At 44.7% G+C, this 24,126-nt stretch carries 19 protein-coding genes; 10 read left to right on the top strand and 9 right to left on the bottom strand.

Annotation, left to right across the window (positions count from 1 at the left end):
- Window positions 1-539 precede the first annotated feature (539 nt).
- The 3 genes from AB3G37_RS11730 to AB3G37_RS11740 all read right to left on the bottom strand — a co-directional run bounded on the left by AB3G37_RS11730 (window position 540) and on the right by AB3G37_RS11740 (window position 2,568).
- The gene (locus AB3G37_RS11730; protein ID WP_369790811.1) at window positions 540-944 is read right to left on the bottom strand and encodes a hypothetical protein; all 405 of its coding nucleotides are present in this window, start codon (window positions 942-944) and stop codon (window positions 540-542) included.
- Between the two features lie 112 nt (window positions 945-1,056).
- Window positions 1,057-1,875: a hypothetical protein gene (locus AB3G37_RS11735; RefSeq protein ID WP_369790812.1), complete on the bottom strand. Its 819-nt coding sequence runs from the start codon at window positions 1,873-1,875 to the stop codon at window positions 1,057-1,059.
- 60 nt (window positions 1,876-1,935) lie between these two features.
- Window positions 1,936-2,568: a DapH/DapD/GlmU-related protein gene (locus AB3G37_RS11740; protein ID WP_369790813.1), complete on the bottom strand. Its 633-nt coding sequence runs from the start codon at window positions 2,566-2,568 to the stop codon at window positions 1,936-1,938.
- Between the two features lie 151 nt (window positions 2,569-2,719).
- Between AB3G37_RS11740 and AB3G37_RS11745 the strand changes: the two genes are divergently transcribed.
- Window positions 2,720-3,106 (top strand): DUF4440 domain-containing protein, encoded by a 387-nt coding sequence (locus AB3G37_RS11745; protein WP_369790814.1) that lies wholly within the window; start codon window positions 2,720-2,722, stop codon window positions 3,104-3,106.
- A 236-nt stretch (window positions 3,107-3,342) separates the two neighbouring features.
- On the opposite strand, the gene AB3G37_RS11750 is transcribed toward AB3G37_RS11745, so the two are convergent.
- From AB3G37_RS11750 to AB3G37_RS11770, 5 genes are all read right to left on the bottom strand, one after another.
- Window positions 3,343-3,972 carry a hypothetical protein gene (locus AB3G37_RS11750; protein ID WP_369790815.1) on the bottom strand — a complete coding sequence of 210 codons (630 nt, stop codon included), beginning with the start codon at window positions 3,970-3,972 and terminating at the stop codon, window positions 3,343-3,345.
- A gap of 937 nt (window positions 3,973-4,909) precedes the next feature.
- On the bottom strand, window positions 4,910-5,260 hold the full coding sequence (locus AB3G37_RS11755) for a hypothetical protein (RefSeq protein WP_369790816.1): 351 nt from the start codon (window positions 5,258-5,260) through the stop codon (window positions 4,910-4,912).
- Between the two features lie 101 nt (window positions 5,261-5,361).
- Entirely contained in the window at window positions 5,362-5,676 is a 315-nt protein-coding gene (locus tag AB3G37_RS11760) for a hypothetical protein (protein ID WP_369790817.1), read from the bottom strand.
- Between the two features lie 73 nt (window positions 5,677-5,749).
- The gene (locus AB3G37_RS11765) at window positions 5,750-6,154 is read right to left on the bottom strand and encodes a hypothetical protein (RefSeq protein WP_369790818.1); all 405 of its coding nucleotides are present in this window, start codon (window positions 6,152-6,154) and stop codon (window positions 5,750-5,752) included.
- 320 nt (window positions 6,155-6,474) lie between these two features.
- Window positions 6,475-7,257 carry a DUF3750 domain-containing protein gene (locus tag AB3G37_RS11770; RefSeq protein ID WP_369790819.1) on the bottom strand — a complete coding sequence of 261 codons (783 nt, stop codon included), beginning with the start codon at window positions 7,255-7,257 and terminating at the stop codon, window positions 6,475-6,477.
- Between the two features lie 239 nt (window positions 7,258-7,496).
- On the opposite strand from AB3G37_RS11770, the gene AB3G37_RS11775 reads away from it, so the two are divergent.
- The 7 genes from AB3G37_RS11775 to AB3G37_RS11805 all read left to right on the top strand — a co-directional run bounded on the left by AB3G37_RS11775 (window position 7,497) and on the right by AB3G37_RS11805 (window position 16,910).
- Complete coding sequence (locus tag AB3G37_RS11775; RefSeq protein ID WP_369790820.1) at window positions 7,497-8,297, top strand: MetQ/NlpA family ABC transporter substrate-binding protein; 801 nt, start codon at window positions 7,497-7,499, stop codon at window positions 8,295-8,297.
- A 524-nt stretch (window positions 8,298-8,821) separates the two neighbouring features.
- Window positions 8,822-10,204: a diaminobutyrate--2-oxoglutarate transaminase gene (locus tag AB3G37_RS11780; RefSeq protein WP_369790947.1), complete on the top strand. Its 1,383-nt coding sequence runs from the start codon at window positions 8,822-8,824 to the stop codon at window positions 10,202-10,204.
- A gap of 17 nt (window positions 10,205-10,221) precedes the next feature.
- Window positions 10,222-11,694: an aspartate aminotransferase family protein gene (locus tag AB3G37_RS11785; RefSeq protein ID WP_369790821.1), complete on the top strand. Its 1,473-nt coding sequence runs from the start codon at window positions 10,222-10,224 to the stop codon at window positions 11,692-11,694.
- Between the two features lie 357 nt (window positions 11,695-12,051).
- On the top strand, window positions 12,052-14,331 hold the full coding sequence (locus AB3G37_RS11790; protein ID WP_369790822.1) for an FdhF/YdeP family oxidoreductase: 2,280 nt from the start codon (window positions 12,052-12,054) through the stop codon (window positions 14,329-14,331).
- Window positions 14,332-14,591: 260 nt separating this feature from the next.
- Entirely contained in the window at window positions 14,592-15,260 is a 669-nt protein-coding gene (locus AB3G37_RS11795; RefSeq protein ID WP_369790823.1) for a hypothetical protein, read from the top strand.
- A gap of 3 nt (window positions 15,261-15,263) precedes the next feature.
- A complete protein-coding gene (locus AB3G37_RS11800) occupies window positions 15,264-15,656 on the top strand; it encodes a hypothetical protein (RefSeq protein ID WP_369790824.1) in 393 nt (130 codons plus the stop codon).
- A gap of 66 nt (window positions 15,657-15,722) precedes the next feature.
- Complete coding sequence (locus tag AB3G37_RS11805) at window positions 15,723-16,910, top strand: MalY/PatB family protein (RefSeq protein WP_369790825.1); 1,188 nt, start codon at window positions 15,723-15,725, stop codon at window positions 16,908-16,910.
- Window positions 16,911-17,012: 102 nt separating this feature from the next.
- On the opposite strand, the gene AB3G37_RS11810 is transcribed toward AB3G37_RS11805, so the two are convergent.
- A complete protein-coding gene (locus AB3G37_RS11810; protein WP_369790826.1) occupies window positions 17,013-17,810 on the bottom strand; it encodes a hypothetical protein in 798 nt (265 codons plus the stop codon).
- Window positions 17,811-17,926: 116 nt separating this feature from the next.
- Between AB3G37_RS11810 and AB3G37_RS11815 the strand changes: the two genes are divergently transcribed.
- Together AB3G37_RS11815 and AB3G37_RS11820 are read left to right on the top strand one after the other, a co-directional pair.
- Window positions 17,927-19,038 (top strand): IS3 family transposase gene (locus AB3G37_RS11815; RefSeq protein ID WP_369788505.1). Its coding sequence is split into 2 segments (ribosomal slippage): window positions 17,927-18,188 and window positions 18,188-19,038, totalling 1,113 coding nucleotides; the frame shifts between segments, so codons are not numbered across the junction.
- Between the two features lie 4,644 nt (window positions 19,039-23,682).
- A complete protein-coding gene (locus tag AB3G37_RS11820) occupies window positions 23,683-23,967 on the top strand; it encodes a hypothetical protein (protein ID WP_369790827.1) in 285 nt (94 codons plus the stop codon).
- Window positions 23,968-24,126: the final 159 nt, after the last annotated feature.

Consider the following 24,126-nt stretch of genomic DNA (forward strand, 5'->3'; position numbering starts at 1 on the left):
TATCGGCCTGGAAGGGTGCGGCAGGTCTGGAATTAGATCGATTTTTGACTCTTTGGAGAGTCGTGATTTGTTTCATATCATAAGCATGACATTCATCTTGAACCTGATTTCAGTTATATTGTCAGATATGTCACAAAACAATTGATAGGAAGACGTCGCCACATGATTAAGCGTTTCACACTTGTTGTATTCACAGCAGCGTTTGCGTTGACCGGATGTGCCAAGATTACTGCTGCCGGTTCAGCTGCTAAATCTGCCGCAAACTCTGTTCTGATACCAACTCTGCCAAACACGCCAGATTTTTCTAGCGGTCCAACTTTGGTTACCGTGAAACATGTTGCGACCCTGGGTGACGACGGCGAGCCGCTGTATGTCACCATTGACGGCACAGATGCGGGAATTCTTGCCATGGGGCAAACCGTGTCACTGCATGTGGAAGCGGGTAAGCATAAGGTTGGCGGCTACGCGCGCTCATTGATTGGTCGAGTCACGCTTTCGCCGGTTGAGGTCACTACCAGCACTCACTCTGACCAGCATGTTCAATATGCGGTGACCAATACTTCACCAGCATTTACCGTGCGTCCAGCAACGCCTAAAGTTGTCGTCGCCCCAGTTGCCGCGCCAGCACCAGCGCCAGTGGCAGCACCGGCAGTTACAGCGCCTGCGGTGACAACGCCAGCGGCCACGACGACGCCAGCAACCGCGACTCCAACGGCCACAGCCCCAGCGACAACCACAGCTCCGGCAGCAGCTTCCACCACCGCGACGCCGTCAACAGCAACGTCTTCTTCGACCACAACCACGACGCCATCTACCAGCACAAACACAACGTCAGGTTCAACGACTACGTCACCGTCAACCACAACAACGCCTTCCACAACAACAACAACAACAACGCCATCCAGCAGCACAGGCTCATCGACTGCGACACCTTCGACAGACACGGTTCCAACGGCGCCTAGCCTTTAAGGATCAGTGTGTTATCTGTTGGCAACCCCCTGTAGTTCTAGGCAGGGGGTTTGATGAGGCATTAATATTCGGAAATTTAATTGAGTGTTATGGGCATGTATCTTGCCCGGCTAAATATATTGCCCTGGCGACAAGATAATCAGCAGTATTTAAAAGTATTTTGTAACGTTCATTTTCCCACGTGCTTAAAAATTCATCATGGCTGTTAAACCCATTGCCTACGCCTGCTAAAGAATTTTCGATTATGGATTCTGATGTATTAATCTCGTTATCGGTGTCTATTATGTGCTTAATAGATGCAGTAGAACTGTTGAGATAATTTATAGCTTTTTTTGCTATAACTTCAGCGTTATCTTCTGGCAAATTAATATAAAAATAGTCCATGGTATTACAAAAAATGTGAGAAAGTTCATGCATGATTGTTATAGCCATTTCGGTAGAACTTCTTGAATCCAAAGCTTCTATGTTTATGAATATTCTTTTCTGCGGATCTAGTTTATCAACTCTTGCAACAATGAAGTTTTTGCTGGAACAATCAATTTTAAACAGCGTGAAAGCAGGATCAAGGAGTTCGGACATACCGGTGTAGAGTTCAAATACCTGCTTTTTCTCATACCTTCGTTCTTTACTATTGAATTCAGCCAATCCCACGACATCAGAAGCCCTTGAATTTAGTACGTTCATTGCGCCATCAAGCCAATATTGAGCAATACTTACGGCTTCATTGATTTTATTTCTTGATTGCGGCGTGAAATTATTCAACCCGCGAATTAACAGCTTTCCGTCATTATCTTTTATGATATTTTGTTCATAGCTATCTTGAGGTTTTAATGTCGGCAATGCTGAATTTTGTTGATTAAAATGGTTAGCGCTGTTATTAACTGCTGTAACTCCTGATGCTTTCATAATCCCTTACCTTGAAAAGTGATCCAATATTTATTTTATCGCATTAATCACGAGCGCTTTTTATTTTCCGTGTCGATTACAGAATTGCTCGATATTATCTGACTGGAAATCAGCCAGATTTGCCATCAATTTATCTAATGGCCAGTTCCACCAGGCAATCTGTTGCAACTTTTCTGCGATTTGCGGACTAAAGCGGGAGCGCAGTAGTTTAGCCGGAACGCCGCCAACGATAGAGTAGGGAGCAACGTTTTTCGTCACCACGGCCCCTGCGGCCAGCACCGCGCCATCGCCAATCGTGACACCGGGTAGAACAATAACTCCGTGACCAATCCAGACATCATTGCCAATAACCACGCGAGCCTCTCTTCGTTCAGCAAAAAATCCATGGTCGCGCTTGGCTTCAGGATCGTAATATTCAGGGCAATAGGTAAAACGATGCTGTGACGCACGATCCATAGGATGATTCGGTGCGCCAATACGAACCTGGTTAGCGATAGCGGTAAAGCGACCTATTTCGGTATCTGCAATACAACAGTGTTCGCCAACGTAAGAAAAATCTCCCAGCGAGCAGTACTCGAGATAACTGTGTGCGAGGATTTCGCACTGTCGGCCGATATGCGTTTCCCGCATACGAACGCTGGTGTTGATAACGGTTTGCCCAAGTTTGGCGGGGATAATGGCTGCAAGTGACATTGTAACTCCATTAGAAAATTAGAAATCGGGAAATTGATTTCGGTACCCATAAGCGCGCTTGAATCTCGATATTAGCTGATCAAAATGACAGCAAATTGACATGGCTTAAGATGTAGTAAGATTCATGTAGCGCGGTCAAAAAGGAGCATGGATGAATAGGCAAAAGCTGGCGGATAAAATTATCGAGCTGGAAAAAAAACTGCATCTTCGTGAAGTCCAGCGAAACGCCAAGTTGCTCAATGGGTTGCTGCACCCGGAGTTTATTGAGATTGGTCGTTCGGGAATCCGTTACGACAGACATACGGTGATAAAAAGTCTGGAGCAGCAAACTGAGCAGCCAGAAATTTACAGCACTGATTTTAAATTGAGTCTGATTGAAGAAAATGTGGCGTTGCTGACTTATAAAAGTTTCTATTTGGATGAAGCGGGCAGCAAGATACGGCAAACATTACGGACATCAATCTGGCAACAGAGCAGTGAGGATGAAAAATGGCAAATGCGATTTCATCAGGGTACGCCAGCGGCCAGCAGTGAATGACTGGGTTTTAGGTGGATAAGCGCGATAAAGGAGAACGTTCAGCAAAAGTGCCTAAACTGAAGATAACAGATATTGGGCCCAGTAAAGCCCAAAACCTCAGAATCCACGTAACGATACCTTGGTGCGCATAATGTGTTGAACATGTTAAATGGCTGCACGTAGTGCGGTCATTTAGCCTTGAGCAGTAAACTTACAGGCAATGCGAATTACCTGCTGTTGGACGTTTTATAGCACTATCATGAGGTTGCAGCAATATAATCTATGTGGGGGTTTCTACTTTGCCACTGTAGTCTGAGCCAATTAAGATAGCGAAGGTAAACGAATACATCTCCATTGGTTATATAACCATGCCGAAGAATCTTGTTCGTTAAAGGCCAGAATGCTGCTGTTCCATAGGGCGTATCAGATATGATTAACTTTGTATTCCCATGAAGAATAACCTCGTACATTATCTCATTTCTTTTCAATTCACTTTCTGCCTCCTTAAATATTTTCCCTCTTGCATTGTTAATTTTTCGGTAATTCTCATGCTGAATTTTTATTGCTGAATTTCTTAGTCTTGCCTCCTTGGCATTTTCTGAGGTACTAATGAAGGAAACTGTATCTGGTGAATAAATACGGCGGTAAGAGTAATCTTTATCCAGCTCATATTCCCCTGGATTGTTTACCCATCGTGTATATCCATGTAAAGATGGCAGGTCATCACAGAAATACTGGAAATTATGCCAGCGTTCACAAACCACTACCCCTTTATATGCACTAAAAAATGGCTTGCCTCTACTATTTATTGTGTAGCATCTTGCCAGCATGTTATGCCAGAGAATGAAAGACCTTGTTCGCTGATGGGAGCGTCCATTTTCCAGCATCGAGTGCTTACCCTTTCCAATATATCCTACGCCACAGTATTTATCGTTTGTTACGAATATTACTATTGTAATGCGTCATGGTATATCTCCTGAGTGATGGCCTTAAAGAAGGAAAGGGGAAAAAGAATCGGGGCGGGTCCTCTTTTTATTTCGACCTTCAGTCAAGCGTTCACTGCGTGGAGATGTAATTTAAAAAATTATTTAAAATAAATAATTATAAAACCGTGTTGTTTTAATCGGGCATAAAAGAAAGTGTCGGGCAATGTGACAATAAAGAAAATATGGTCTATATCGCACCACAGGCGACACTAAATATAATTCGCTGTAGTACAAGGCAATGCGGGAAAGGGCCCTTAAAATGCCTCCTATGCACAATGAGGGCCAGAGACAGGGGGCTTATGGCTTGCATAAGGGCCAGGTGCCTCGGAAACGCACCGCTGGCTATTTATACAGTATCGTGTAATTTCATTACTAAGTGACCGTGTTGTCGCTGTATGTGGCTCTGAGCGGCTTTTGCCGTAAGCCATATCTTTGCATTGCCCCGTGTCATTTAGTTGTGTAGTGTGCGTTCTGTGCATTGGGTCTGATGCGTGCTTGGCACTGCATTTACCCGATAGGGCACTGAATACGATAAAGTAAAAAAATAAATTTACAGCTATAAATATCCATGCTAGCATCGCCGAACTGGTTTGCGGGTTTCTAGTCTTTATTTATGTATTCTCTATCCCCCTAATATCCCTTGATAGACTCACTCATGATGTACCGTTCTCTGAGTCTTATGTGATGGATTAAGCTTTATGTAATCTTATATAAACTTTATCTTCTTTTAAGCCCTCCGCAGGAGAGCCATGCGGCTAGAGCTTACAAAGAACAAATCAAATAAAACATTAAAGTAAAAGAACCTCCACAGAGGTGAAGGCCCATTTAATAATGATTACTATCTTACTTTACTGAAGTCTATCCTTGCATCTTCTTTAGCTGATTCCATATCATCCATTTTCTTTAACTCCCTTGAGAGCTTCAGTTCCTTAAGAATTTCCTTAAGGGTATCAGCTTGGTCGAACTGAACAATTACAAATTCATACATCACAATGCTTATTAGTAAGTATGCAATACATAGGATTGTTGCAACTATTTTATTGGTATCGGTAGGAGCAAAAACATTCAACAAGTCATGCTGATTGAGGCTATTTTCAGCAATAAAATAGAACCAAACTAACACGGTTATAATTATATTAGCTGTCAATAGGGTTCTTAAGATTAGTTTTGTTAAATAGGCAGTTTTCACTATTGGCGTCCTTGTTTGTTGTTTGATAGAGGCGCAGGGCACTCATGACAGTGCACTGCAACTCAACGCATCTCGTGCAGCAAGTTCATAATTCCTAGTCGTTATCGCCCAGCATTACAACCGACACGATAAGCTTGACCAATTTCAACAAACTCAGCTCGATTCATTCCATTTAGAGAGGATGCTTGAGCATTAAATTGCTGTTTTTTATGTTCACAGATAGCGCCACCTTTTAACTTGGCATCCCTGGCACCATAAAGACATTCTTTATAAACAACGTCAGGATTTGCAATTCTTGCCATGTTTGCATAGGAATTACACATGGCATTGATTCTTGCCGAGGGCTGACTCTGAGCCAAAGATTGACCAGTGAAAAACAAACAAATCACAGACAGGGCGAAAACTTCTTTTTTCATTACGTCATTCCTTTGATTGATTATTTAAATGATTTTGGATTATGAGTCGAAAATGCAAGGGGACTTGACGGCTTCATTCGGAGCTTTGTTGTAATATGCATTCAACACCCATCGCATCGCCGCCCCAAAGTGTTATCGTTGGCTCACCACCTGATGCACCCTGAGTACTCATATCCAGCGCCAAAATGTAGAAGCTATCCTTGCTAACATCAAATTCATAATTAACAAGTGGGGAGCCGTTAGTCTGATATACGGACTGCATAGCATCCTGAATTCTTTTTTCTGAAATCAACTTGCCATGATGAAAGAGCTTGATAATACCAGCATCTTTTCCATAGCTCATAAAGCCACTGTCAGCATCTCCGGTTACATGCCGTTCAATGTTCCAGCCATCACGACAAACGATGTTCTCTGCCATTGCAAGCACAGGAAGAGCAAGGCATGCCAGCGCAGCCGAGGTAATGATTAATCGTTTCATTTAAATCGAGTCCTTAAGAGAGACAACAACAATATAGGTCGTTTGATAAAGGCCGCAAGACATTTCAACTATTAGGTGCACCAAGGCAATGCCGAAGAGAAACGATATTGCCCATGATAAAGCCCAAAACCTCAGAATCCACGTAACGATACCTTGGTGCGCATAATGTATATTATGTTAAATGAGATATCTAGATTAGGAATGTGCTCCCTTACCCATCTGATATCGTGCAAACTGCTTTATCAAACTGCGGAGATTTGATGAACGGAAACCAGAGTTTGTTTTCCGCTGGGCCAGAGCTATGACCCAGCACTTGACTACTAAATATCTTTAACCGCGACACCTGAGTGGCTGTCGTAACCCACTCGGCCAATAAACGGTAAACGCAGCGCCGGTGATGTAAACTCAACGCCAAGATTTAATCCCAAAATATTGAACTCAATTCCCTCCTGCGCGCCTACCGTGAATCCTAATAATCCGAGCAGTGAAACTTGCACTCCCTTTCCGGATGGTGGTAACCCGATTGGGCGTGTCAACGGGCGGTAATCTTTACCTATTGCATTTGAAGGTAAATCGAGTCCTAGCTCAGGAACCGCGCGGCCGATATGTGCCATAAAGGTATTACTATTCGGGCCTGGATAAGCATGATAAGTGCGTGGGAATGGATAACTTTTAATGGCTGCTTCAATCTCTGGGATCATTGCCTCGGCCTCCGGCCCACGATGGTCAACCAGAATTCGAGGTTTAGAACCGAACCAATAGCCATCGGGCACAGCATAATTTTGACGGACAACATTTCCACTGCCCCAGCCAATAACGTCATAGCGGGTGTACTGTGTTTCCCCTACTCTTTTGAAAATAATCCACGGATGTACGGCAAATAAACCACGCCAGCCGTAGGTGGGCGCAGTATAGATTTGAACGATCGCTGTATTACGGAACTTAATCGGATCTGGAGCCAGAGATGCCGAATCCCGGCGGGTAGTTGCCCAATTATGGCCAATCGGATCTTCTTTAGTTTGAGACGCTTTTGCATAACTGTAGCCAAATGAAATAAGCAAAATGCAGAGATAACCCAGGCCGATCCACTTGATGTATGTCATAAATTGTTGTTGATTCCTCGCGGTAATTCACTAAACCCTAGAGCAAAAAAATCCATGCCGCAAGCAAGCTGAATTATCATCAGCCAAGCATAGGAAGTTCTTATGGACTGGCGTGCTCCACAATCAATTTAGATGAACATATTTCACTACATATCAATGGATAAGCTGCAATCAAACTCTGTATAGTAGTAATTGGGTTCTAGCGAATATATAAGCTTAAATTATAGAGAAGTGTAATTATGAAAAAATTGCTGTTATCTGCCTTGGTAACCACCTCGGTTTTGATGCTGTCTGCCTGTAAACAAGGCGACGACAATGATGTCAAAGTGGCTATCAATACCGGTCCAGACCAGGCTATCTGGCAGGTAGTACAAAAAGTGGCTAAAGATAAATATAATCTGAACGTAGAGGTCATTCCTTTCAATGACTACGTTCTGCCGAACGAGTCTTTAAATAGCAAAGATGTTGATGCCAATGCATTCCAAAGCCTGCCTTACCTTGAGGCACAGTCTAAGGAACGGGGATATCATTTCGCTATTCTGACCAAGACCTTTATTTTCCCAATTGCTGCTTACTCTAAAAAAATCAAAAATGTTAAAGATTTACCTGATGGCGCAACCATTACTATCTCTAACGAGGCAACCACATTAGGCCGCAGCCTGTTGCTATTGCAAGCCCAGGGTCTGATTAAACTCAAAGATGGCGTAGGCTATTTGCCGACCACTTTGGACATTACCGAGAACCCCAAGAAACTTAAACTGGTTGAAGTTGATACCCCTCAGTTGACCCGCACGCTGGATGACCCTAACGTCACCCTATCCATTATCAACACTAACTTCTCCTCACAGGTAGGCCTTTCCGCCTCTCGTGATGGCCTGTTTATGGAAGGTGCAGCCTCACCTTACGTGAATGCATTGGTAGCACGCGCCGATGACAAAGACACTAAGAAACTTCATGAGCTGACAGAAGCTTTCCAGACCCCTGAAGTTGCAGAAAAAGCCAAAGAAGTTTACAAAGGCGATGCTATTAAAGCCTGGTAAATCCAGCATTTTTTAGGGTCGAGTATCAAGTTAACCTGCCCAGGTTAATAAGACTTCGGCCCTTGTGTAGTCAATCTGCGGTTATCCCACCCTGTCTTCGTTTAACTATGACTCTTCTTAACATCCTCATTTGTATAGGCTGCATTGGGTAAATCCTTTGATTGCACAGTAAATCCGCGAAAAGCACACCTTTCCTGACAGACCTTTACTGATGGATTAGAAAATAACCCCAGGAAGTAGGTCGTTTTTTGAGCTAAACTGATTGCGCTACGTAAAATCTGAGAATCTTTAGTACCCGTTACCGCTCAATTTTTACGTATAACAATTTTTCTAAGGCTAACATCTATATAATCAACAACATATTGATAACATGCCGGAAAATGTAAACATCTATACACAAAATAAATTATTGAGCTATAGCGCAAAAAGTCCTATATTGGCCGCGCTTTAACTAGAGCTATTACTTTTAAATTCATTTATTCAATTGGGACGTTAGTGATAACCCCGGTTGTAGGAGAGATATGATGACGGATAAAGTCCGTATTGATACTTTAGGTGCTAATTCATTTACTGAAAACAATGAAACCTATTTGGCGAGACAAGCTGAATTTGAATCGAATGTTAGGAGTTATCCGCGCAAACTTCCTTTAGCGATCGCTAAAGCATTGGGTGTGTGGATTACCGACGTTGAGAATAATCAATATCTTGACTGCCTGGCCGGTGCGGGAACGCTGGCTCTTGGACACAACCATCCGGACATTCTTCAAAGCATCCAAAATGTCATTACTAGCGGCTTGCCGTTACATACGCTTGATCTGACGACGCCGTTGAAAGACAAGTTTTCAGACTATTTGCTGTCTATTTTGCCGGGTAAAGGCAAAGAGTACTGCCTGCAGTTCACCGGCCCTTCTGGTGCCGATGCTGTTGAAGCTGCACTGAAGCTGGCGAAGAAATACACCGGTCGTTCTGGCGTGATCAGCTTCTCTGGCGGCTATCACGGTATGACTCACGGTGCTTTGGCGGTCACAGGCAACCTGTCTCCGAAAGAAGCAGTCAACGGGATGATGCCAGAAGTACAGTTTATGCCTTACCCACATCTTTACCGCTGCCCGCTGGGCATTGGCGGCGAAGCTGGCGTAAAAGCGCTGACTTACTACTTCGAAAACCTGATCAACGACGTTGAAAGCGGCGTTCGTAAACCTGCGGCTGTTATTCTGGAAGCCGTTCAGGGCGAAGGTGGTGTTAACCCGGCTCCTGTCGAGTGGTTACAGCGCATTCGTAAAGTGACTCAGGAACACGGCATTCTGTTGATTGTCGACGAAGTTCAGGCTGGTTTCTGCCGTACCGGCAAACTTTTTGCCTTCGAACATGCAGGTATCGAGCCAGACATTATCGTGATGTCCAAAGCAGTTGGCGGCGGCTTGCCACTGGCAGTTCTGGGTATCAAGAAACGGTTTGATGCGTGGGAACCTGGCCACCATACCGGTACTTTCCGTGGTAACCAATTGGCTATGGCAACCGGCCTGACGACTCTGCAATATATGAAAGATAACAATCTTGCAGATAAAGTTGCGGCACAGGGCGAATGGCTGAAAGGCAAACTGGCAGATCTGCAGAAACGTTATCCAGTAATAGGTAACATTCGCGGTCTGGGCTTGATGATCGGTATCGAGATCGTTAAACCAAACGAAGCACAGGATCACATGGGTTGCTACCCTGCCGATGGCCAGCTTTCTGCTTTGCTGCAGAAAAAATGCTTCGAAGCGGGTCTGATTCTCGAACGTGGCGGTCGTAACGGTTGTGTACTGCGCCTGTTGCCTTCTCTGCTGATCACCAACGAAGAGCTGGGTATTTTCCTGGATAAATTTGAGCAGGCGTTCCTTGCCGCTGGCATCAAACCTGTTTGAGTGGAGTTAAAGACCGGATGTCGAAGTTAAACCCGATCCTTGCCGCCTCGGCGCAGAGCACTGAGGCTTATCAGCAGGCGATCGCCCAAAGTAGTGCAGCCGTTGTTCAGTGGCTGCAACAACCCGAGATGTATCAGGGGAAAAGCGTTGCTGAACTGCGTGAGCGTATTACTTTGGACTTCAATCCTCAAGGCCTGGGCAACCAGGCTGCGATTGAACGTGCGATTGAATACTTTTTAAAAGATAGCCTGTCGGTACATCACCCACAGTGCGTTGCGCACCTTCACTGCCCTAGTCTTGTAATAAGCCAGGCTGCGGAAGTGTTGATTAACGCAACCAACCAGAGCATGGACTCCTGGGACCAAAGCCCTTCAGCGACCATCATCGAGATCAAGCTGATTGAATGGCTGCGTACTCAGGTTGGCTACCAGCCTGGCGACGCCGGTGTATTCACCAGCGGCGGTACTCAGAGCAATCTGATGGGCCTGATGCTGGCACGTGACGCCTTCTTCGCGCGCCAGGGACATTCTGTGCAGCAAGATGGCCTGACTGGCGACCTGAAAAAGATTAAAGTCTTCTGTTCTGAAAATGCGCACTTTTCTGTGCAAAAGAACATGGCTTTGATGGGCCTGGGTTATCAGTCCGTGACGCTGGTCAAAACCGATCGCTTCGCTCGTATGGATCTCAACGATCTGACCGAGAAATTGGCGTTGGCTAAAGCTAACGGCGAGCAAATTTTGGCGATCGTTGCTACAGCAGGTACTACCGATGCTGGCGCAATCGACCCGCTACGTGAAATTGCCGCTCTGGCCGCAGAACACCAGATCTGGGTACATGTCGATGCTGCATGGGGCGGCGCGCTGTTGCTGTCTGAGAAGTATCGCGATTATCTGGACGGAATTGAACTGGTCGACTCCATCACTCTGGACTTCCATAAGCAATTCTTCCAGACCATCAGCTGTGGCGCGTTCTTGCTAAAAGAATCACGTCATTATGAGCTGATGCGTTATCAGGCGGCCTACCTGAACTCAGAGTTTGATGAAGCTCAGGGCGTGCCAAACCTGGTATCCAAGTCTCTGCAGACGACTCGCCGTTTCGACGCGTTGAAACTGTGGATGGGCCTGGAGGCATTGGGTCAGAAGCAATACGCTGCAATCATTGACCACGGCGTGACATTGGCGCAAGAAGTTGCCCAGTACGTTGGCGAACAGCCTCAGCTTGAGCTTGTCATGCAGCCACAGCTGGCCAGCGTGTTGTTCCGCTATCGTCCTGAAGCGTTGGCAAATAGCGGCGATGCTGCTGTTGCCCTGTTCAACCAGAAAATTGGTGATGCGTTGCTGGACTCTGGCCGCGCTAACCTGGGTGTAACCGAGTCTAACGGTGTGACTTGCCTGAAAATGACTTTGTTGAACCCTACCGTTACGCTGGAAGACATCAAGCTTCTGTTGGCATTGGTAGACAAGACCGCACAGCAGTTGCTGAACGCTTAATTTCATACTCTGCTTTAACGTAACAAAGGCCGAAAATAGTTAACTGTTTTCGGCTTTTTTATTGGTGCTGTAGGATTTTTATCGCCGCCCCATAATATTCCCACTACTTTGTCCTCTACCAATAGCCATAAACCTAACCCATTGAATATAAACCCAAATACACTGCTTTAAATAATAGAATATCCATAATTAAAGCGTTATTGATTCTTGAATAGTGCGCCGTAGTTAATAAAGGCACATTGTATGTTGTAACTAAATATACCCTTTTACATTATTAATGGTGAATTCCACGGCAACCAGCGCATCAGTGATTACACTTATTGATTACAAGGTGATTTTTATCAATCAGGAGTTAACATGACCACAAAAAGACGCTCAGTGCCTGGCATTCACCCCTATGATGGCCCCGCAGGCGGCTGGGGGGCTCTCAAAGCCACGGCGATTGCTGTTCGTACTCAAATGGATAATCTGACAGCTCCCGCTACGCTTTTACGCACTAACCAGCCAGATGGTTTCGACTGTCCTGGCTGCGCATGGCCAGATAAAGAGAAACATTCAACCTTCCAGTTTTGTGAAAATGGCGCTAAAGCCGTGACCTGGGAAGCAACCAGCAAACGTGTGACACCGGAGTTTTTTGCACAAAATACGGTTAGCTCATTGCTTGAAAGATCTGACTTTGAATTGGAAGGCTATGGACGTATAACTCATCCAATGGTTTATGATCGAGATAGCGACACCCTGCGCCCAGTCGAATGGGACGTGGCGTTTAATCGCATTGGAGAAATCCTTCGTGGGCTAGACTCCCCCGATGAGGCCGAATTTTACACTTCAGGCCGCGCCTCTAATGAAGCAGCTTACCTGTTCCAGTTATTTGCCCGCGAATTTGGCACCAATAATTTCCCGGACTGTTCCAACATGTGCCACGAAGCCACCAGTGTGGGCCTGCCGCAGTCTATCGGTATCGGCAAAGGCACCGTTTCATTGGATGACTTTGACGAAACTGATCTGATTATTTCTATTGGCCACAACCCTGGCACTAACCACCCTCGCATGATGGGTACTTTGCATGAAGCGGCAAGACGCAATGTGCCCATCATTGTGTTTAATCCACTGCGCGAAAGAGCGCTTGAGCGTTTTGCCGATCCGCAAAGTATTATCGAGATGGCGACTTACAGCTCAACGAATATTGCCTCAACCTATTATCAGGTAAAAGCCGGTGGCGATGCTGCGGCATTGAAAGGCATTATTAAAGCTCTGCTAGAGCTAGAGGGTGAAATTGGCAATATTCTCGATCAAGATTTTATCGCCGAGCACACGCAAGGTTTTGACTTGCTGGCCGCCGATATGGCAGCAACCCGTTGGGATGATATTGAGAAAGAAGCTGGCCTGACTCGAGATGATTTGCAAAAAGTCGCAGCGCTGTATGCCAAATCAAAGGCCACAATTGTGACCTACGGCATGGGCGTTACTCAGCATAACAAGGGCACTGCAAATGTTCGCTTAATTGCCGATCTACTGCTGTTAAGAGGTAACTTCGGTAAACCCGGTGCGGGAATTTGCCCGTTGCGTGGTCATTCCAACGTTCAGGGCAATCGCACCGTGGGCATTACCGAAAAACCGTCTGCCGCGTTTCTGGAAAAAATTCAGCAAGTATTTGGCTTTACCCCTCCGAAAGAGCACGGACACGACGCCGTTAAAGCGATGGAGGCAATGGTCGATGGCACCGCAAAAGCACTGATTTGTCTGGGTGGCAATTTTGCCGTTGCGCTTCCCGACCCGGAAAAATGCTTCCCCGCCATGCAGAATCTCGATTTGAGCGTACACATAGGCACCAAGCTTAATCGTTCGCACCTGTTAGTCGCCAAAGAAACCTATGTTTTCCCGTGCTTGGGTCGTACCGAACTGGATTTGCAGGACAGCGGCCGTCAGTCAATTACTGTTGAAGACTCAATGTCGATGGTCCATGCATCTTCCGGTAAGCTAAAACCCGCCTCTGAATGGCTGCTTTCAGAACCCGCTATCGTCGCGCGCATGGCCAAGGCTACCCTGCCTCAAACTAAAGTGCAGTGGATTGAGCTGGCCGGGGATTATCGTCTAATCCGTGATTTGATCGAAAAAACGATTCCGGGTTTTGATAAATACAATCAACGTATCGAAGCGCCCAATGGATTTCGCATGCCTCTGCCTCCGACAGAGCGCAAGTGGCCAACACCAACAGGTAAGGCAATTTTCTCTGTGTTTGACGGCATCACAGAAGATATCTCTATTGATGACCCTGAAATGCTACGGATGATTACTTTGCGTAGTCACGACCAGTACAATACGACGATTTATGCCATGGATGACCGTTATCGCGGAGTATTTGGCCGTCGGGATATCCTGTTTATGAATGATGTGGATCTTGAATCACGCGGGCTGGAGCATGGCGATTTAGTGGATATTGAAACATTGGTCGCGGGTAGTCATCAGAGACTGGAAAATATTACCGTCATTGCCTACAACATCGCCCCGGGTTCAGTAGGAGCCTATTACCCAGAGGCTAACGTATTGATTCCACTAAACTACATTGATAAAGAAAGCGGTACGCCTTCTTATAAATCGTTGCCGATAAGAGTGTTAAAACACCTTGTGAGTTAAGCCTAATCCCCTTCGGGTAGAGTCACTCGAAGGGGATTTAGTCTCCAACAATTGAATCGTTTTCACGTCACTCGGCTTAACTGCTAAAGATTTAATTAAAAATACTCTACAAAATCGCTGATTGACTGCCATCAACTCCTAAAAATCTATTGCAGCGAGAGGCCTCGCAAAACGGCATTAAATCTCAGACTGATTATCTCTATTGACTCTAGACTGAGCTCCACGAATTCGTTCTCACGCTTTCATACGGAGCAAAAGTCATGATCCCAGCCATAACCGCGCTCAAAGGTAGTTTATCGACTGATGAACAGCCCGTTAATGTGTTGCCACCGCTGAAAATACGAAGCCTGCTACGAGATACTTATCTCGACACCGGGCAGGAGGTAAATATCAGGCGTAAGGGAGAACTTTCATGGATAGAAAACCAAAATGTGGCTTCACTAACAGGCCGAATCGAGTTTATTAATCAACTCATCTCATACGTTATCGAAAATATTCCACAAAGAAACACCCCGCTGACATTGGTCTCTATGGGATCAGGCGGGTTGCTGACTGAAAAATTTATTAATCAGCAACTTAAAAAGGCAGGCTATAGCGATATTCATTGGCGAATGATAGACGTGGACTACCAACAAAACGGCTACAGGCAGTCCCGCAATGAGTTTCGTGATAAAGTCGAAAAAAACGTCCTGTCATTTACCAGCGAGCAGGCTTACCTCAATCAAAATTCAGGACCGACACCACTGGCAGTCGATGATAAGTTTCGTGGTGCAAGCATCGTTTTATCTATTGATCCCCCCTCACCTCTTGAAGGGCAAGAAGCTGCCGCCTCTGAGCTGTCCGACTGCATGCTGATTCGCGGCAGGCCGGTAAACGACATTAAACAGGCCAACGGTATCTATTTAATGGTTGCTGATAAATCAGGATAGGACATGTTGATACAGGTTCATCAGCATCTGACGGCAGGCCATCATGTCGTTAAGATGGAAGGTGTTTTAAAATGTACACTTAATTCAAAAAGTGACTGCGAGGTAACATTTTGTCCTTCATCCAGTGGTCAGGCACTAAATCGCGATGTAAAACCATTTCTGGAATATGTGCACAGAGTTGCCGACCAGACCGGGCAGAAACTCGAACTTCAACATATTGATAAAGCCTTGGGGAAATATATCTCCAGCCTGGAAAACGCTGGCATGGCGGGTATCAAGTTTTACGTCTCGGATTATGACACTAGCGTCACTCGCCTAAGGCAACATTTTCAGAACGGGAACAATCCGGCGCTTTTTGCTGCGTTTGAAAATAACCAGGTACGCTTTCAACCATAAAGCCGGGTAAACATTATTGCTGTTACACTGTTGCAAGAGATTTTAGATTCGTACAGGAATAGAGCCTTGACTACCACCACCAAAAAGTTCGACTTTAAAACAATCATTGATCGCCGCACACAGCGCTCCACAAAATGGTTGGAGGTCGCCGAATTAGCAGACAGCCCACTCGGGCCGATAATTCCATTGTGGATAGCCGATATGGATTTCAAATCACCGCCTGCGGTGATTGAGGCACTACAGCGAGCCGTCGAACACGGCATCTTTGGCTACTGCGAATGGCCCTTGGACTTTTTTGAAGTGTTTTGCCAATGGCAAGCTACGCGACACAACTGGGCAATCGACCCACAGTGGGTATTACCCTGCGAATCGGTAATCAGCTCCATGGAATTAATCATTCGCGCCCACAGCCAACCTGAAGACGAGGTGATTATTTTCTCACCCGGGTTCGGCACCTTTAACCGCATTATTAATCATACCGGTCGCCGCATTGTTGACGTGCCGCTGGTCGAGAACGAATGCACCTATTCGCTAGATATCGCCCTGCTGGAAGGCAGTATTACGCCACGCAGCCGGATAATCATCCTGTGTAATCCACATAACCCAATAGGTAAAGTCTGGAGAAAAACAGAGTTAAGGCAGATTGCCGAGCTGTGCAAGCGCCACAATTTATTATTGCTTTCAGATGATGTGCATCAGGACTTGATTATCGGTGAGGAGCCTTATACCCCGATTGCCAGCCTGGATCCGCAGTATGCCGATTTCACCATCACGTTTACCTCGCCGTGCAAACCTTTTAATCTCAGCGGGTTGCCTATTACCCAGCTAGTCATTAAAAATGATGCGCTTAGACAAACGCTGAGCCATGAACTTGAGGAGCTTAGCGTTCATAAACCGAATATGTTAGGCATGATTGCCTGCGACGCAGCCTATCGCCACGGCGGCCCTTGGCTTGATGCGCTACTTGAAACGCTTCGCGCCAACTATACGCTGCTCGAAGAGGGGTTAAAGAAAATTCCCAACTTGACGCTATTTCGCACTGAAGGAAGCTATCTGGCGTGGATAGATTTTCGAAAAAGTGGTTTATCTCATTCCGAACTGCAGAATATTTTGATTAAAAAGGCCGATCTGTTACCTAACAGCGGGCTCAAATTTGGGATTAACGGTGAAGGCTTTATGCGGCTTAATTTTGCCCTGCCAAGGTCGGAACTGATTAACGTTATCGAGCGTTTAGGCAGCTGTTTTAGTGATTAAATAATCACATAAGCCTTGCTTTTATAAACAATTACACAAAAAAAGTAGTGAAAAATTGCCGTCTAAAAGACAAGACTTAAAAATAGACAGGGGTTTGTAAAGCTATTTTTGATTGTTGTGCTTACCAAACTTCGAAGCCAACTCTTTTTGCCTTTGCTCTGCCATAAATGCCCCTCGTTGCATTCGCTGAGTTTGGTTATTTTCAGTTTGATTGCTGGATCGTTCTAACGAGGATGACCTGATGTTTTCTAATTGTTCATTAATTCGTTGCCTGAATTCAGAGGGTTGATCAGGAGTCGAGTGTATCGCTCGTCTTTGAGATAGGATAACCATTGACTGATGGGCAAGGCTGGAAGCATCAGTTTTAGAGGAAGACGGCGATTGCCATTTATCCGCAGGTCTGATTACTGAGCCTAAACGGTTCTCGGCAGAGAAGGCCAGCCGCGAAGTTGATGGCAGCGGAATACTAGAAATTGGCGCTGGTGCAATGCGTGGACGATCGGCAGGGTCTTCCCTATAGCTATATGGAGTAATCCGCAATGTTTCCAATCGATTAATATCTCGATCTTCTCTCTCTTTTTTCACTTTATCTCTTTCACGAGCTATCAAGTCTGAAGCGGTCATAAATCTGGGATTTTCAGTTGCGCTTCGACCATGATATGTACTTTCTAAAAACTGGAAATCTGCGGCAGTCCTAAATCTGCTATTAGGGTCGAATTGCTCTCTCCTACGGCGTTCCTCCGCAGCCTCGTCCCGAAGAGATAAATCGGATAATGTCATAACTCTTGGATTGGCATTACTTTCGCGGTGACTATGACTTTCTACTGGTGTTTGAGTGCTTCTATAATTCGACCCTCTCGTGAAATCCCTGGCGCGCAAAGTTTCCGGCGGTAAAGTCATGGTCACTGAACCATTGCCATTATCGTTTATTACATACTGTAAGCATCCCTCTTAACCGAACCATTCACTTTTAGAGATCTTCCGGCATACTGATTATGTCCCCTGAGGAGATCGCCATGCGTAAGATTCGATTCACCGAACACCAGATCATCGCCGTTCTTAAGTCTGTCGAAGCCGGACGAACCGTCAAAGATGTCTGCCGCGAGGCCGCTATTTCAGAAGCCAGCTATTACAACTGGAAGGCGAAATATGGCGGGATGGAAGCCGCTGATATCAAAAAGATCAAAGATCTTGAAGACGAGAATCGTCGTCTGAAGCAGATGTTTGCCGATCTGAGTCTGGAATGCCGGGCGCTGAAAGACGTCATCGAAAAAAAGCTTTAAAACCAGCGGTAAAGCGTGAGCTCGTCAACTATCTGACCGCGCAGTTTTCGATGAGCTTACGCCAGGCATGCAGGACGTTATCGCTGAGCAGGACGGTGTTTCGTTATCAACCGGATACACGACGTGATGAAGCAGTGATCCAGAGCCTGACTGAGGCGGCTGAACGCTACCCTCGCTACGGATTTAAGAAGCTTTTTCAGGTGCTTCGCAGGCAGGGGCACGTCTGGAATCACAAGCGGGTACACCGGATTTACTGTCTGTTAAAACTGAATTTTCGTCGCAAGGGTAAACAACGCCTGCCGGTGCGCAATCCGGCTCCGCTGGCAACGCCGGAAGCGCTCAATCAAAGCTGGTCCATCGATTTTATGCACGACGCGCTGACATGTGGCCGACGTTTTCGGACTTTCAATGTCGTCGATGATTTTAACCGTGAAGCTCTGGCTATCGAAATTGACCTGAATATCCCGGCACAGCGTGTCGTGCGGGTGCTGGACAGGATAGCGGCAAATCGTGGATATCCGCTGAAGATGCGAATGGATAACGGACCGGAACTGATATCACTGGCTCTGGCGCAATGGGCCGAAGAGCATGGCGTGATGCTGGAATTTATCAAGCCGGGTAAGCCAACACAGAACGCGTTTATAGAAAGGTTTAACCGAACGTACCGGACCGAAATACTGGATTTTTATCTGTTCAGAACGCTGAATGAAGCACGGGAAATCACAGAGCGCTGGCTGACGGAATACAACAGCGAGCGGCCTCATGAATCCCTGAATAACCTGACGCCGGAAGAATACCGGCTGATAGCTGAAAAACCGGAACTCTCAAAAAGTGCGTGGAACTAAAACAGGTATGCTTACAATACCCTCGCCCTGTCGAAATTGGGTAAACATATTCTGACTCTGGCTGAACATATTCATAGTGTGGCTCTTCAATTTCTGATGATCCTTCAACGTAATTATCACCCTGAACGACCACACCATTATCCACTGGCTTTGTTATCTCCTGGTCGAGATGATGTGCCGGTATTAAGTTAACCGCCTCATTACCCGCCTCTGCACTGACATTTTCCAAAGAAGGATAAATCACCCTCGCCTGCATTGCTTTTTCAGCTTTACTCCTTTGCCTATCCTCCTCTAACAGAATATTCAAATAATGCGACATTTCAATATTCTCTACCATTGTCTGTTCACGGTCGGCATATTTTTCGGCTAACTGCTCCTGATATTCTCTCGCTTTAATCTCATCTCTTTGCGCATATTCAAAGTTACGCTCTTCGTTAAACATCGCTGATCCAACAGCCATTGCTGCTCCCGCGGCTAAAAAAGCGCCGAACCCTGTTGCTATGGGAGTAGAAGGTTCAGGTTCAGGCATAAACTGCTGACTAATAACTCTAATTTGACTAGCCGCTATATGTCTGTCAATCGAGCTACTAGTCAGTGAGTGTATTTTTCCTTTTGCTCTTAACGTGGTCCGTAGCCCCTGCTCTGCTGCTTTTCTCAACTTTTTAAGCTGACGGGTATCACCGCCTTCATGACGACGCTTCCTATTAACCGTTCTTTGAGCATGGATGCTTTGTTTTAAGTTCCCTGCGTGTTCACGAATCAAATGAAAATTATTAGGTAAAGAGGAAAATAAACTCAGTTGATCGTTGATTGAAGCATTACTATTAATCCTGCTAATATTGCTTTCTATATTTCTTACATGTCCGACTATTGATGCAATATCGGAGTTAGACGCAAAGTCTAAAACGTCACTACTTTGATCGTTCAACCTAACCAGTGTGTTTTTTATCTTATTCAACGGTGAGGATTTCAGCGTATTAAAAAAAGTTGTTTTATCCTGAGTTAGGCTCAGGTAAAGCTTATCGAGTTGATTACGAATTTCCCCCGTATTATTAGCGATTTTTTCAGACACTTTTTTATTTTCAGATTCAGAGGTTGAATGTCTTGATTGTGCAGGAGACTCATTCTCAACAAAATCACTATGTGCAACATTAACAAACTCATTAATTAGAGTAGACCTATAATTACTGTCCGGCACGACCCCATGAATCAGTCGTGCAGCGGCTTCAAGAATCTCCATATTTTCGGTTGTAGCCAATTCATGTGTGGCCGTGACTTCAAAGCGAGTTTCCATTTGCCGCCACAATGCTAACTGATTATTTCTTAATAGAATAACCGTTTGATTACCTGACAATTCAGGCTGATTACTTAAAACACTATTCCCATCGGGGTCAAAATAAAATTCAGTATCGTGCTCGTCATTTTCACTCACAATATACTCTTGCATTTGCCTCGCCAGTCTGCAAAGAAACTCTGCCCGGCTCAGACTGTTAATATATTGCCCGGCAAATTGCAGTTGATTGTTTTGCGCATAGGTTAAAATGTCCTCTAATCCTGTTTGCCGAGGTTCATGAACAGGATTATTAAGACTATTTATGATGTTAAATATCGGATGATTTGATGGTATTAATCCATCATCAACCATGATTTTTAATGCATAGCTGGTTAGCGGACAAATTGCTCTTGTGGGATCATTGATTTGTTGCGAGAGAGAATTAAAAAAACGTTCTGCTGCAGGTGTCGAAGTAAAGAGAGGCAAAAATTGCTTTTTCTCTTCTGGGCTACAGAGCACCAGACAAGAGTGCAGCAACTGTTGCCAGGCAATAAGTTTACCGTCAACCCAAAACCTGTCGCCCATTTCATCAAGAATCCCCTTTGCATCATTTTCTTTTGCAGGAACAATTAAACTTAAAATGTTGAGATAATACTGTGGATTAATACTTAACAAATTTTTTAGCGTACCCAGATAAAGAGTAAAACTTATAGGGAGATGATTTCCGTTAATGCCAAAGCCATTAGCTATTGAGCCACCAAAATCTGCTAGAAAATTTCTGAGCGTAACGATATCTGCCGAGTCAGGGGTATTAGCTCCGGTTCTTAAACTGCGTGATAGTGCATAGGCGAGATCTTCAAGAGCCTGGTAGCCTTGATAAGAGCTTAGTTGATCAGGATTTGCAAGACTTAGGTAATTGATTTCTGGGGTAGAGCTAACCTGTGAGCCCGTATCGACACTGGCTTCAGACTGAGCTGGATTAAGCATTTTCAGACCGTGAAGTTTAAAAAAACGGTTAACCTCGCTTTCAGACGTTGCCAATAAATTTAAGACGAATGTATCAGCATTAAATAAAATGACCCTCAACATCGCAAGCTTGTCATTTCTCAATGCCTCAACTAACTGTGCTGGTGACAAATTTTTATTTTGAACGGCCCAACGAACAAATCCCCAGACGCTCTTATTCACGATTTTATCTTTTATTTCATTTAGCCATTCAAGGGGAACCCCTTCTGTAGAGGAACTGGCGATAAATCGCTGCCAATTCTCTTCATCCAAGACATTGTACTTTACGCCTTCAATTAATGCAGTCAGTTGGTTTTTACTCATATCCGCACTTGGAGGCTCAAGTGTTTGACTCATAGAGTCAATGATGTTTGATAATAGCATTTCCTCTAAACCAAAAGCAGAGGTGGCTTGATTAGCTTCATTAATCATCGCAGATAATAGACCTGAGCTGGTCCTGATATCATCAGGTATTCCCAATCCTAATACGTAATAGTAATCATGAGTTCCCCAGCCTTTTGGTATCATGTGACTGATTTCATGCGCTACAGTCTGCATAATTTTTACTTGCGGAGTTTTAAGGATATTGGTGGTGAACATTACCCTGCTATTAACATCGTCCGGGAAGGCCTGTGCATAGATACCAGGCCCATGTTTAATGGGTCTTGACAGTAAAAACTGACTCGCATCTTCATTGAGATAACGCCTCACCGTAGTATGATAATCCGTCATTCGTTCTAGCGTTAAATCTAGCATCTGTTGACTAACGCCATGAATATCGATACCTAATTGAGCCGCAATAACGTAATTTATTGTTTGATGAGAAGTTGCACTATTATTGAATAAATCAGTTAGTACATTATCAATTAAAGTTAATGATTCTCTAAGTTGTGGGAACTGATTATACACATCCTGCCCACGAGCAATAAAAGTATATCCCTCATTAACCAGTGCTGTTTCAGTGCTGTCGTTTCTACCGCGAGGTAATACATTTCGCATTTCATCTGGAATCAGCCACGGTTGAAATTGATTGTTAATAAAATCCAGACAATCTGGCTCCTCAAGGGCACTGCTCAAATCTTGCCGAAAATAAATAATATCTCGGGTTGATATCTCTGAAGGAAGACACTGATATTGGCTACACATTAAAGCAATGACAAAACTATCACCATATTGTTCTACCGGTATATTTTCGAATTGATCGCCAACTCTTGGTCTAAAAATAGCAAGCCCATTGTCATTGCGATACATCTGGATAGATAGTTTTTTCTCTGCCTCCTGGGAGTTAGAGCTAACTGACAATAAATTTTGACCATTTTGATCTTCAATTTCTATCGAAGTCATTGCCATTGACGGGAGAAATACGGCGAGAAATGGCGCAAGTTGCATAGACTCAGTATCCCAAAGCTCGATTCTATTTAAGTCATTCCCCACAGCCGTAAGTCTCTCTGAGGTTAAATAATTAGCAACAGAACTTACTGGTGACAAATCGTTTGCAGCCTGGCTCTGATTAATAAGTTTAAAAGATGAAGATTCTTGAGCGGTGTTAATATTTTCCATTACCTTTCCTTTAATAATTAAAGCTTCCATTGATTACCAATAAATATCAAGCTAGTAATATATCAATCAAACCATAGCGCAAAGCAAAAAACTTGATTCACCTTATTTTAATAATGATACTTAGATAAAGAACAGTGAAATACTCCCACAAGTTTCTACGATTCTCAATAGAGAATTATTAACACAGGGTTGCTTTATGATATTTACTAAGCAATAACATCGTAAATTTATTTATTTCTCGCGAGAGTGAAGTGCGGATTGCTTGTACTTTTTTGCTGGATACACTTGAAAATATATCATTTATTCAACAAATAAAGCCTCTGCAGGGAGGCTTTATTTGTTGTTGTCGTTAAATCGGGCATAGCTTAACCGAGGCTTAGAGGATAAGTAATTAACTGGGGTCGGTTTGGATATCGAAAATTATTGTACGTCAAGGTGGTTTTTTGTACCTCTGAGCTGTGCTAGAGCTTGACCGCTTTGACAGGCAGCTTTGAGCGTGAAGCGGAAGTTAGATCTGAACAGGTAAGGAGATTCGTGGGTATTGTGAGCGGCCATATACTCATCTATTTTTATAATACTGTTAAAAATATGAGGAAATGTAATGCGCTTATACTTACTTTACTTGGGGACTATGCAGCCTGGTGATATACCTGTACCGGGATATTTGATTCAGACACATGAAGGAATGAAACGAGCTGGCCAAAAGTGGGCATCCACGTTTCAAAGTCAATCGGGAGACATGGGACCATCCCTCTCTACGTTATCGTCTGATTGAAGGGGATTACGAGCTTTTACCGGGAGTCGTATTGCTTGAAACCAGCGGGCATGTTCCTGGTCACCAGTCTCTTTTAGTACGACTTTCTGAAACAGGAGCCGTAGTACTTGCCGCTGACGCTGTTATGCATCATTCAATGGCAGATGCTGCTACGCGTCAAATATTTGTCACTGATATGGATGATGAGCCAGGAATCAGGCGAAGTACGCAAAAAATTGCAGACATTGCAGGAAGAGAAAATGCGGCGTTTGTAGTTTATGGACATGATACGGATCAGTGGGCCTCGTTACGTCTTTCTCCGGCTTTTTACGAGTAACTTTTAAGGTTATGATCTGCCGCCTGCTTTTCGACACAACTTATATTTGTAATGTCCGCTGTTGGCAAAGGCTGGGCACACAGCAGACTTTCCTTACATAGATGATGCGTCAGGTTGTTAATCACAAAAGTTGTTACAGGCCGCTAACTATCTATGACG

It is taken from the genome of Rouxiella sp. WC2420 (assembly GCF_041200025.1).
In the GTDB taxonomy this organism is placed as follows: Bacteria; Pseudomonadota; Gammaproteobacteria; order Enterobacterales; family Enterobacteriaceae; genus Rouxiella.